General features: G+C 55.4%; 9 protein-coding genes. 3 read left to right on the forward strand and 6 right to left on the reverse strand.

Annotation, left to right across the window (positions count from 1 at the left end):
* Positions 1 to 6 precede the first annotated feature (6 nt).
* From FHP24_RS28365 to FHP24_RS28375, 3 genes are all read left to right on the forward strand, one after another.
* Positions 7 to 1,164 (forward strand): FAD-dependent monooxygenase, encoded by a 1,158-nt coding sequence (locus FHP24_RS28365; protein WP_139679602.1) that lies wholly within the window; start codon positions 7 to 9, stop codon positions 1,162 to 1,164.
* 6 nt (positions 1,165 to 1,170) lie between these two features.
* Positions 1,171 to 1,677 carry an RrF2 family transcriptional regulator gene (locus FHP24_RS28370; RefSeq protein ID WP_246091982.1) on the forward strand — a complete coding sequence of 169 codons (507 nt, stop codon included), beginning with the start codon at positions 1,171 to 1,173 and terminating at the stop codon, positions 1,675 to 1,677.
* Positions 1,678 to 2,025: 348 nt separating this feature from the next.
* The gene (locus tag FHP24_RS28375; RefSeq protein ID WP_139679604.1) at positions 2,026 to 2,706 is read left to right on the forward strand and encodes a retropepsin-like aspartic protease family protein; all 681 of its coding nucleotides are present in this window, start codon (positions 2,026 to 2,028) and stop codon (positions 2,704 to 2,706) included.
* A gap of 471 nt (positions 2,707 to 3,177) precedes the next feature.
* On the opposite strand, the gene FHP24_RS28380 is transcribed toward FHP24_RS28375, so the two are convergent.
* The 6 genes from FHP24_RS28380 to FHP24_RS28405 all read right to left on the reverse strand — a co-directional run.
* A complete protein-coding gene (locus tag FHP24_RS28380) occupies positions 3,178 to 5,577 on the reverse strand; it encodes a TonB-dependent receptor (protein WP_139679605.1) in 2,400 nt (799 codons plus the stop codon).
* 372 nt (positions 5,578 to 5,949) lie between these two features.
* On the reverse strand, positions 5,950 to 7,161 hold the full coding sequence (locus FHP24_RS28385) for an MFS transporter (protein ID WP_394344678.1): 1,212 nt from the start codon (positions 7,159 to 7,161) through the stop codon (positions 5,950 to 5,952).
* On the reverse strand, positions 7,151 to 8,245 hold the full coding sequence (locus FHP24_RS28390) for a siderophore-interacting protein (protein ID WP_180356167.1): 1,095 nt from the start codon (positions 8,243 to 8,245) through the stop codon (positions 7,151 to 7,153). The genes FHP24_RS28385 and FHP24_RS28390 overlap by 11 nt, the downstream gene beginning before the upstream one ends.
* Before the next feature lie 84 nt (positions 8,246 to 8,329).
* Positions 8,330 to 10,474 carry a TonB-dependent siderophore receptor gene (locus tag FHP24_RS28395; protein WP_180356168.1) on the reverse strand — a complete coding sequence of 715 codons (2,145 nt, stop codon included), beginning with the start codon at positions 10,472 to 10,474 and terminating at the stop codon, positions 8,330 to 8,332.
* 284 nt (positions 10,475 to 10,758) lie between these two features.
* Entirely contained in the window at positions 10,759 to 11,343 is a 585-nt protein-coding gene (locus tag FHP24_RS28400) for a TetR/AcrR family transcriptional regulator (RefSeq protein WP_180356169.1), read from the reverse strand.
* 376 nt (positions 11,344 to 11,719) lie between these two features.
* The coding region (locus FHP24_RS28405; RefSeq protein ID WP_139678335.1) for an FAD-linked oxidase C-terminal domain-containing protein at positions 11,720 to 11,838 on the reverse strand (119 nt) is incomplete at its 5' end.

Below are 11,838 nucleotides of genomic sequence, written 5' to 3' on the forward strand. Positions count from 1 at the left end.
GTTGGTATGCGTGTCCTGATCGCCGGCGGCGGACCCGCCGGGCTGACTCTTGCTGCGTGCCTTAAGGAACGGGGCATTCAAAGTGTCGTCGTCGAAAAAGCTCCAAAAGGGCGCACGGGTGGTTATTCGATCGGCCTGCATGTGAATGGCTGGAACGTCGCCGAGAAATTGGGGCTGATCGAATATTTCAAGGCAAAGGCCATGCCGCTCGGGCCGGCGCAGCACCGGGATAAACGCGGCAGGAAGTTATTCTCCTACGATTATCGGGCGCTCTACAAGGCGTCCGGTGGCAAGATCCTTGCGATCATGCGCGAGGACTTCCAGTCGATACTGACCCAGCATGTCGAGGCAGATGTCGACATACGCTACGAGACGACAATTTCGAGCGTTACCGAGGATCACGATGGAATCGGTGTCGTATTTTCCGACGGAGTGAAGGAGCGTTTCGATCTCGTCGTCGGGGCGGATGGCTATCGTAGCGCATTGCGGGAAATGCTGTTCGGGCCGCATGGCGAGTTTCTGAGGCCTCTCGGTTATCGCGCCGCAGCCTGGCGGGTGCCCGTCAAGGGGGCGCTTGGCGCCAGCTTCGTCGGTATGATGGATATCGATCATCAAGGCGGTCTCTACAATATCGGCGACGGCTCGGCTGCGACCCTGTTTTGCTGGCGCGACGATCGAACCGATCGGCTGACTGCAGAACAGCGCCGTGACGTGCTTCTCGAGCATTTCGGAAAATGGCCTGAGCCGGTGGCGTCGTCTCTGCGGTCGGCAATCGACTGTGAAGCCTCCTTCTTCGACACGGTTTCGCAGATCGAGGTCCCCAAATGGTCCAGGGGGCGCGTCGTGTTGCTTGGCGATTCCGCTTGGTGCCTGACCTTCCTAGCCGGTCAGGGTACGTCCACGGCAATGGCCGGGGCTCATGTTCTGGCCGCCGAACTGGCGAGCAGACCCTATGCTGAAGCCTTCGAAGCATATGAAAGGCGATTGCGACCATTGGTGACTAGGATGCAGGCGGTATCGCGCAAGATCGGCGGCCACTACATTCCCCAAAGCAGATTGGCGATGCGTTTGCAGTCGTGGATTTTACCGATCATGCTTTCCTGGCCGCTCATCAAGTTCTCGGCCAGCCGATTGTCCGCTCCGGCTTTGGTGCTGGATGATTGATTGGCCATGGAGGACAAATGGATGAGGTTGAAACGAGAAACCGAGGTGGCAATCGCAATCCTGGTCGCCTGTGCCCAGTCGAATGAGTGCCGCCTGAAGACAGCAGACGCAGCAAAGGGTGCCGAGACCACGCCCGACTTTGCCGCACATATTGTTTTGAGGCTCGTCAATGCCGGTCTCGTGAAAGCCAAACGTGTTCGAAACGGCGGACTGGAACTCTTGCGACCGGCAAAAGCAATTTCGCTGCGCGATATCATCTGTTGGGTAGAAGACCTAGCTCCTGCGGGGCCGAAAGGAATAGGAGGGCGCGTGAAAGACCGAGGCCTAGAGCAGATCATACACGGAGCCAACCATGCCGTGGAGGCCTATCTCGATCGTTTTTCCATTGCCGATCTAGTTGACATCAAGCGAACGTCGGAGATGGATGAATTCCGCGAAAGCACTGGGATCAAGCCCGGCCGGCGGCCTAACCGGCGCGAGCACGATGTAGCAAGCGAGCCACAATCAGCATGACGACACGCTTGGCATGAAATTTCCGATGCTGATGGTTCGAGTGGGTTCACAAGCAACTGCTATTTCTACTCGTACGATATGCCATCTGTTTGGATCGTAGCGAGTTGTATCTCAGGCTGAAATTGACTGATCTCTTCCAATCGTCCAACGCGTGTAATTGCCCCCACAAGGAAGGCTGAGTGAAGCATCTGCAAGGTGAGTCGCTGAACCCGCTTGCGGAGCGGCACGAAATATTAGTAGGCATCGTAACTCATGGAGGGTGAATGAGATGGGGATTTCAGCAACGTCGTTTAGCGTTCACGCTGCTTCTGAACTGGTGGGAACGACACATGGCAACGAAAGCGCCCAATGAAAGCCGCTGTATTTTATCTTTTCCTTGTAACCGCCATAGGCTTCATACTTTTCCTCAACACCGACTCTCTTAACAAGTTCGGTTATCTTCCGCTTTCAGCGCCGCTCGCAACTCTGTCGGGTGCCATTTTTCTCATCTCGCGGCGACCTGCCATGTTCATCCGTGAAATTCAGATGATCGCGTGGTTGCTGCTGCTCGCCGTCTTTATGTTCGGTTACATTAATCGCGATGACTTGTATCGGCAAGGTAGCCGGGTGGTTGCATCGCTCGTTCCCGGACAGGCGATCGCAGTGCATGTGGCTGATGGCTCGGGGGTGCTTATCTACAAAACCGCAGGCAGTCATTTCGAAACGACTGTGAAAATCAATGGGCGAGATTTGTTCATGCTCGTTGATACGGGCGCGAGCCAAATCGTCTTGAGTTATCCCGATGCGCTCCAGCTTGGCCTTTCCCCAGAAGCGTCTGATTTTGTTGTTCCCATCCTTACGGCAAGCGGCGCGGGTGTCGCGGCTCGAACGAGCCTGGACGTCGTCGCGCTAGGGCCAATAATTCGACGGAACGTCACGGCTCTGATTTCCCCCGAGGGTGAGTTGTCGCAGAGTCTGCTTGGTATGAACTATCTGTCGTCGCTCAAATCGTTCCAGATGCGTTCCGATGAGCTGCGACTTCAGGATTGAAACTCATTTCTCGAAATGACCTATCGATCTGACCGAAGCGTTCGATGAAAGGCGAATGGGATTGGTACCTGCTCGTGCTATCGATCACCGTTGCCAGTCGTCGACAGAGCCAAGTTCAACAAGAGCGTCAAGCAAAACTTGCCGTATTCCTATGCTCCGCATAGGTTCCAACCGGAACGTAATCGGAATACTATTTACCATAGCATGACTTCGTACCCGCCACCGGTAGCCAACGCGCGGGACATGCGCCACTCCGCATCCCACCGAAATATTTTCTAAGGCGGCCTTAAATCATGTCATGCCCGAATTGGGAATCTACTTTCTCAGAAGGGTTTGGTTGGCTCAACGCTTGAGTTCGCTCGCGGGTCGAAGACAATTGGCTTATCACCACTGCCATGGGCTGTGTCAATCATATCGCGATATTATTTGAAGACGCATGCGCTTCACGACATGCGTCTTCAATGTGCGGGATCAGAAGCGCAGTGTCAGGCCGGCGATGGCAGTCGTGCCTTTGCCGGTATTCGAATAACTGCTCTCATAGGAATCCGCAGGCGTGTAGCTTTTGTTAAACACGTTCTTCACGGTCGCAAATACCTGCATATTCCCGTTCGCCTTGAACGAGGCATAAATGTCGAACAAGGTGTATGACGGCAGCTTTCTATACTCCGCCCCGGCGCCGAACAGGTCACCGTACCCCTCCACCGACGAACCGGTGTAGTTTACGGTTGCACCGACAGTCAGACGATTTTCGAGGAGCCGCGTTCCGATATCGAAGGAACCATAATGCGACGGCGATTCTCCATAAAGGCCATTGCCCCACCCCGCGGCCTGGCCGATCGGCTGCTTTGTCGATGACGCCGTGTAGGAGGCGTTCATATAGAGATATCCCAGATCGTAACTAGCCTGGAACTCGACGCCATCCATATGTGTGGTACCTGGTCGATTGACCCACATTGCGGTATCGCCGCGACCTGGAACGTCGACGAAATCATTCACGATGAAATCGTCGATCTTATTGGAGAAATAGCCGATTTTCACATTGACGTTGTCGTCGCTCGATAGAACGCCGTTGAAGGAAAGATTGGTTCCGAAATCCCAGCCTTTACGTATTTCAGGTCGAAGATTGATGTTATTCGCAACCCCGCTTCCCAGGCCGGCTCCGATCGGGATGAGCGAGAAGAAGGTCTCTTGAACGGTCGGTGGTCTAAACGTTTCAGAGTAGGTCGCATAGGGCTGGAGCCAAGGCAGCGGCTTTGCGCTGAGCGTTACGCGAGGGCTCCAGCGACCTCCGCTGGTCTCGACATTCGTGCCGCCGCAATTGGGGCCGCCGGCCGGGCACGAGCCCATCCCTGCTGTAATGGGGGCTTGATAGCCATTCAGGCCCCAATGGTCGTATCGCAGACCTCCGGTCAGGCGGAACATGTTCCAGTCGAGTGTTGTTTCGGAGAACACTCCATATTTGGATAGCGATCCCGGCGGATTGCCGCCCTTTAAAGCATTGACCGTGTAATCGTCCTTCTGCCAGCTGCCGCCGTAGAACAGCTTCAACGAAACGTCATCACCGAGATCGATGCGCGAGGTGTTGTCCACGCTGACGCCGGTCGTAATATCCCTTGAGTTCCGGCCGCGATAAGAGCCGCCGCTATCGAGCGGATAGCTGAGTTCCGTCCTGTTGAGGAAACCGTGGATGTTCAGATCGACTAGATCATTGCCTGCAGGAGAGAGCGAATAATCAGCCGTATAGGTGCTGTTCTTTACATCCCAGATGTAGCTGGAATTGACGAATTCGTTCTGGTACCAGCGCCCGCCAATCTCGATTTTCTGGTCCTGATCCGGTTCCAGCGAGAATTTTGCCAGTCCTGACTTCGGTCTGTTTTCGGTGTTGAACTGGCCGACGATATCGCCGTCTCCGTTCTTGTAGCGCTGGAAATCGGATTGGCTGAAAGCACCCACGATGCCGATGGAGCCATCCTCGCCCAAATCATGACGGGCACCTCCAGCGTAAAGCGTCGCGTAATTGCTACCGTTACTTCCCGCCGTTAGCCGGGTCATTCCGCCCCAGTCTTTCCCAGGCAAAAGAACATCGTCAAGTTCGAGTGTGCGCATGTTGACGGCGCCAGCGAGCGTGCCGCTGCCATGCGCTCCGGATACCGCTCCGCGTTCTACATCAACTCCAGCGAGCAGATTAGGATCGACGTAGGTCAGGTTACCGCCACTCGATCCGTGCCCGCTCACATTTCGGAAGTTCTGAGGCACGCCATCGATCATGGTGTTGACCCGGCCGTAACCTTCCATCCCCCGTATATTGGTCGATATGCCGGGCTGGTCGGCCGGCTGCAGCGTGAACACGCCGGGCTGGCCTCGCAAACTGCTGTTGAGGTCACCGCCATTCTTCAAGATGAGATCATCCTGGCTAAGAGAGCTTGTCGCATCAGGTGAGGAATATGGCGAGTTTGCGCTCGTGATGACAATCGTCTTGAGCTCGGTGCCATCATCGTCATTTGAGCCGATACGAGAAGCCTTCAGACCCGAACTCAGTTCAACGCGCCTGGCATCGACGAAGCGATACGTGATGCCCGATCCCGCAAGGATTTTGTCCAAAGCTATTTCTTTGGTTACATCTCCTGTCACTCCGGAGCTCTGTTTGCTGAGCGGAACGTCACCTCTGTAGACGATCTGCAGACCGTTCGCGGTACTATAACTCGCGAGTGCTTTTTCAATCGGCCCGGCAGGAATACTGTAATGGAGAACTTGAGCGCTTGCTTCCGTCGTGCACAGAAGAGGGATTGCGAAGCTTAGCCAAAAGGTCGTGCAGGCCGTGCTGGCAAAATGCGACCGGCGGATCTGGTCGGTCTCAGTCAAATATTTCATCGGACATCTCTGCAATGTTGAATGGCGAGACGCATAGGCTTGCCTATGCTCTCACCGACAACGTTGCTCGTCTCCATGACGAACTATCCAACTGAAAGAATGCATGAACATTAAAGATGAAATTTCGACTCAAGTTAATTCAAGGATTACTATGGGAGGCTGGCCTGCTCAACCATTTTTGTCATCGCGTCTACAGTTTTAGCACTTTAATGCTCACCGGCTTGAGCAGGTTTAATTGACCGCTGACCCACAGGCATAGCCGCACGATTTCTCACTAGCCTACTAGCTTGCCAAATTACCGATCTATCTGACATGGCCCGCAAACCTCGTTCCTGACTGGTGATTAATGGCTGCCCAGTGAGCAATCCGACGTTACTGCCGCAAACGTGGCAATAGCTTCAGCGTGATCAGGCCAAAAACACTGGCTGATGCGAAGCAGAATGCGTATCCAAAGCTTTCACCGGCGACTGCCGCCAATTGCCAGCCGATCAGGCTTATGATTGCGTCCGCACTCTGGAAGAGCGTGAAATCAACCCCTGCCTGATCGAGCGAGGCCCGGCCCATGAGCTCCGAGTATAGCGCGACAAAGCCCAAGGCGAACATCATTGCTGACACAAACAATGTCAGCAGTAACAATGGAAGGGATCGCATGTCCCAGTACGCAATCGAAGCCAAGGAAAACATTGCAACTGCCTGGGCGGGAAGCGTCCAGAACATCACCCGGTAGGCACCGTAGTGCCGCACAAGATAGCCTCCGCCGAGCGCGCCAGCGACGCCAAGAATGGTGATCCCCGCTCCGTTGAGCGCCCCAAGAAGCGTGAGGCTCATGCCCAGGTCGATGAGAAAAGGCCCGATCATGGTCATCGCCCACTTTTGGCCGAAGACATAGACCGCGACGAGTACGAGGCCGGATCTTATCTCCGGTCGTTTGAAAGCATTCTTTAGGGAAGGGCGCGGCCGATCGGGGCGCGACGCGGGTGCGCCATCCGGTGTCAGCAGGAATGGGAGAGCCAAAGCGACGAGCAAGCCTGCCATAACAAGGCTTGAACTGCGCCAGGTCCAATGATCCAGCATGATCAGGAAAGCGCCGCCACCCAGCGCCGTGCCAAGGTAGGCCCCGCCGATCTGTGCCGCATTCCCCCAGCCTCGGTTCTCCTCAGAGAAGCTTTCCACGGCGTGGCCATCGCAGGCAATGTCGATCGTCGCCGAGGCGGTTGATGCGATCATCATAGCAACGGCCAAGGCGCCGACGGTGGTTGGGCCAGTCAGTGCGAGAGCCACAACAGCACCAACGGAAAAAGCGCCAACGATGCCGACCGTTAGTCGGGAGCGGCGGACGCCGACATGTGGAGACCGGAACCGTTCGACGGTCGGGGCCCAAAGAAACTTCAAAGACCACGGCAGAACCGCGAGCAGCGTAAATGCAATCTCGTTGAGCGATGCGCCACCCTGACGCATGACGGCCGGCAGACCCGCAAAGATCATCGAGCCGATGATACTCTGAGCCACATAAAGTCCACCGAGCCCGACGATCAGACGTCCATTCGATACCCGAACGTGGTTGGCCATGAATTCAGTGCTCATAGTGGATCTCCGATGCGGACGTCCCATCGTCGCATTCACTCCGGCGCCAATAGGACGTTGCCAGATAGCTGCCTTTCGTTGCGCCCCAGTTTTTCCGCAAGTGCGTACGGATGGCATTGCACGCCGTGAATTCGCATGAAATCCAGGCGAAATATGTTTCCTGCGCTGTTGGCTTGGGCAGCGTTGCGATTGCATCCTGCAGAAGAGTAGTCGTCCCGGGATGAGTTGAGCCTCTTGGGAGCCAGCGGAGTTCAATATTTTCCGGGTGCGCTATCTGCTGGATTTCATCCCGGTTTTGCACCTCGATGAAAGCGATGCCTCGACAGTGCGCCGGCAGGTCGCCTAGGAGGCGTGATATGGCAGGTAACGCTGTTTCGTCGCCGACCATAATGTAGTGACTGGCTGGCGGCATCGTGCCGCCGCTCGGGCCGAGCAGGCCGATAATGTCACCCCGCTGCGCTTGTACGGCCCAGGTCGCCGCCGGGCCGGGAGTATCATGAAGGACGAAGTCGATCTCGACCAGGCCACTTTCCATGTCGACATTCCTGATAGTGTAGACCCGGCTGACAAGGGTGTTATCGCCATCGGGCCATGTCAGGCGTCCGTCCGCGTTCATGGAGGGCCAGACAGGATCTTTCCCTCCTGGAGGCAGAAGAAGCCTTACATGATATCCCGCATCGCCAGTGAACGCTGTCACTCTTTCGCAAGAGAATTTTACCCGCCGCATACGTGGCGTGACATTGAACGTATCCATCACAGTCAGCTTCTGAAAATGCGGCGGTGTCTGGTCGAACGCTTGGTCATCCGACCAGACGATCGAGGCTGTTTCCCCTGCAAATTCGAACACATGCTCTGCGATGAATGCTTTCATCATCGACAGCACTTCGACGGAGCCCGCCTTCGCCTCCAAAAGCAGGTCACCGGGTTGACGGCGAATTTCGACAGATCCGAAGGGGCTCACCAGAATAGCGCCCTTGCCCGTGTGGATAACCGTTGAATGCTCTTCCATGTGTTCGAGCAACACCGGCAAACAGCCGTCAATATCGTCAGCTTTGATGGTCGCATGAGCGCTGAACATCATCATTTGTTTGAGCCTTTTCCGCCACGCGGTACTGTTGCAAAGGACGGGCAAAGCGCCCGTCCGCATCGCTCGTTATCCAGGACGAGCTCAGAACCGGAATTTTAGAGATCCGATCACGCTGCGTCCTTGTTCGCGGTAGCAATTCAGATTGACGCAGGTGACTTCTCGGTCATCGAATACGTTCTTGGCGGATACCTGCGCGGTAAGCCCTCCGAGGTTCGGTCGGAGCTTGCCGAAATCATAGGACATGCTTGCGTCCACTAGGGTCCGGGATGGGTTGTTCCGTGTGTTTTTGTCGTCTGCATAGCTGGTGTCGAGAAAGCGCGCACCAAGTCCGACGCCAAGCCCCTCCAGAGGTCCTGAAAGGACGTTGTATTGGCCCCAGAGGGAGAACATCTGGTCGGGAATTCCGGCCGGAAAATTCCCCTTGGGAGTGGCTCCGGTAGTGCCTTCCGAATCGCCTTGATACTTCATGTCGAGGTAAGTGTAGGCAGCCGTTAGGCTCAGTGCATCCGTGATGCTTGATGTTGCCTGGATTTCGAACCCGCGGGAGCCTACTTCGCCGGTCTGAGCCTGCTCGGTCGAACTTACGTTGACGAGCATGCTCGATTGGGTGATGTCGAACAGTGCCGCGCTTATCGACAAATTCGACCCTTCCGGAGTGTAGCGGAGGCCGACCTCCATCTGTTCGCCTTCAGTCGGCTTGAAGTGCGCAGTGCGGGACGCGCCGGTTGTCGGCGCAAACGACGTGGAATAGCTGGCGTAAGGAGATAGTCCGTTGTCGAAGAGATAAGCGAGGCCAATCCGGCCCGTGAACTTATGGTCGCGCTTTTCGGTGTTCCCCGATGAATTTTCGAGGAGATCGGACTTTGACGTCTCCAGCCAGTCGAAGCGACCGCCAACCGTGAGGGACCACCGATCATAGTCGATCTGGTCCTGAATGTATAAGCCAACCTGCTGCTGGTTGGTTCTTTCGTCGAAGAGATCAAGTGCCGTAGGGGGAATAATCGGTGCCTGATCATTGAACATGAAGCCTCCGCGGCCATAGCGCCAGCGGTAGTCAACATAGCTGTAGTCGACACCGGTCATGAGCTTGTGCTCTAGTGGACCGGTGTCAAAGCTCCAGAGCAACTGGTTGTCTACCGCTATCCCACTGGCTTCGTCGCGGAGACGCTCGGGCGCGCGCAACACAAAGTCTCCCAGCACGAGTGCTATACCGACATATTTCATGTCGGTATCGATATTCTGATATCTGACGTTTTGCTTGAATACGACCTCATCTGTGAGGCGGTGTTCGAATTCGTAGCCGAACCTATACTGGCGCCCGTCGTAATCCCGATACCGAGGGTCGCCCTGTTCCAGATCCGTAATGGTCCCAGAAGGGCTTGTGAACCAACCTGCTGCACCACCGCTTGTGAAATCGGTGTATTCGCCAAGTATGGTCAGTTGTGTATCCTGATCATCGGAGCGCAGCGTGAGCGCCGGCGCGATTGAGAACCGATCGTCTCTTGCTGCCATGAACTGCGTATCGGCAGCTCTCTTGACGCCTGTCAGGCGATAAAGAACGTTATCATTGTCGGCCACCGGGCCGGATAGGTCGAAGTTGACCTGGGCTCTGTCGTAACTTCCGATCTGCCCTTCAATTTCGCGGAAGGGTTCTTCCGTCGGACGTTTGGAGATCACATTGACGATGCCTCCTGGTGCGCCGGATCCGTAAACGCCGGAACTTGGTCCTTTCAGGATCGTCACGCCCTGCAAGGTATAGGGTTCGTGCCTAAACACCGAGAATGGGCCGCCGAGGCTTCTAAGGCCATCGCGATAGAAACCGGTATCTGTCACGTTGAAGCCGCGGATGAATATCGTGTCAAATCGCGGATCGAAGCCGAACTGACCAGCCCGTACGCCCGCAGTGTATCGAGCGGCCTCGACCAGTGACTGGACATTTCGATCCTCGAGTTCTTTTCGCGATATGGTCCCGATCGACTGTGGGACCTTGCGAATATCAGTGTCGCTCTTGGTTGCGACCGAGGTTTCTTTGGCTACATATCCCTTGGTCTTTAGTCCGCCCCCTTGACCATCTCCCTGCGAGGCACCCGAGCCTTCGAGAACGATAGGTGCAAGTTCGGTCGATTCTTGCGCGTTGACACTAGTGCTACTTCCCGCAGCACCAACCAAAGAAGACACAACTATGCACGCGCCGAACCGGGTGCGCCTTGTCTTGCCGGAAACCATTTCGATTGACCCCATTCCAAACGTTGGTCTGGGCAGGTCTACATAACATGATTAAAGCTATCAAGATAAATATTGCGCATCCCGCAAATTTGCGTGGATTGCATCTTTTGGTGTGTGACAGCCGCGGTGACGCAGCGCGGATTGTTAAAGGGCACCGTTATTTCGGGCAGAGGCATTGCCGTAGCATGGGGGCATTTTGTCTACGGCACATCTTGTCGACCCTCCCGGATATTGTGGAAGGAAGGGTGCCGGATTTTTCCAGGACAATGCTAAGCCGCAGGGCTTCAACAGTGCGCGATGCTAACGCGGTCAAGCACTTGTCCAAGTGTTTCTCTGAAACCGTCTTCGGTCTCGGAACTTAGCCAATGTTCCATGGCGACATGAACGGTTGCTATCATTGTGGCGGCGGCAAGGCGTGGATAAATGTCCCGCTTTTCATCCACGCCTTCCCTGAGCGCGATCGCCTTGGCCGCCATGATTTCGATTTGGCCGTCAATCCGGCGACGTTCCAGAACGAGGTCGGGATCATTATACATTAATATGACTTGAGAGAGCCAATCTCTGCGGGGGACTTCCGGAAACCCCGAAATGATCGCAGTGCGTACGGCGGCATCGGTGCTCAGATCCGGCGAGATATCGTTGATGGAATTGCTGATAAGCTTGCCCGCCTGCAACAGAATATCCAGCATCGCAGCTTCCTTTGACGGGAAGTAATTATTGAAGGTTCGCGGAGATACGTTTGCCGCGGCTGCGATATCTTCGACGCGCACCTTGGCGGCTCCATGCGCCACGGCCAAGCTGACTGCGGCCTTGATAAGCTTCTCCCGTGTTTCGTGCTTTTTCCGTTCACGTAATGAGATCTTGTTCAACGCTACCAGCCTTCCTGCTTTTCCGTAGTCTGGCGAAAATCAGAGACATGATTACAAGAGGAGCGCGCAATATATCCACCACATTCTGAGGTGCAGCTCAGGATGCATCGAACCAACGAGGGGTGGCGTGTCATGGAGTCTAGGTCGGTGACAGCGCCGGAGAGAGCTCGCCTCCTTAGGTGCAGAGCCATTACATCAATCCAAATGGAGAGCTTTCTTATGATTTGGCGCTGGTTCGTGAGAAATCCGTAGCTCACCGCGTGGCAGCTGATAGCCTACATTGATAACCGCAAAAACAAGGTGTCGCCGGTCCGAACCTTCTCAAGAGCGTCGCCGGAAGAAATGTTCTGCTACGGGTTCACTTGTCGGGCTCAGCTCAGCTCGGCAGCACCTTGCCCGGATTCATAATGCCTTTGGGATCGATGGCGTTCTTGATGACGATCATGAGATCGACGGCATCGCCATGTTCGGTCCGAAGATAGTCGATTTTGCCGG

Source organism: Aliirhizobium smilacinae (assembly GCF_006335145.1).
GTDB lineage: Bacteria > Pseudomonadota > Alphaproteobacteria > Rhizobiales > Rhizobiaceae > Neorhizobium > Neorhizobium smilacinae.

Excerpts from the sequence above, each read along its gene's own strand:
- FHP24_RS28365 (WP_139679602.1), top strand. The coding sequence starts at position 7 with ATGCGTGTCCTGATCGCCGGCGGCGGACCCGCCGGGCTGACTCTTGCT.
- FHP24_RS28370 (WP_246091982.1), top strand. The coding sequence starts at position 1,171 with ATGGAGGACAAATGGATGAGGTTGAAACGAGAAACCGAGGTGGCAATC.
- FHP24_RS28375 (WP_139679604.1), top strand. The coding sequence starts at position 2,026 with ATGAAAGCCGCTGTATTTTATCTTTTCCTTGTAACCGCCATAGGCTTC.
- FHP24_RS28380 (WP_139679605.1), bottom strand. The coding sequence starts at position 5,577 with ATGAAATATTTGACTGAGACCGACCAGATCCGCCGGTCGCATTTTGCC.
- FHP24_RS28385 (WP_394344678.1), bottom strand. The coding sequence starts at position 7,161 with ATGAGCACTGAATTCATGGCCAACCACGTTCGGGTATCGAATGGACGT.
- FHP24_RS28390 (WP_180356167.1), bottom strand. The coding sequence starts at position 8,245 with ATGATGATGTTCAGCGCTCATGCGACCATCAAAGCTGACGATATTGAC.
- FHP24_RS28395 (WP_180356168.1), bottom strand. The coding sequence starts at position 10,474 with ATGGTTTCCGGCAAGACAAGGCGCACCCGGTTCGGCGCGTGCATAGTT.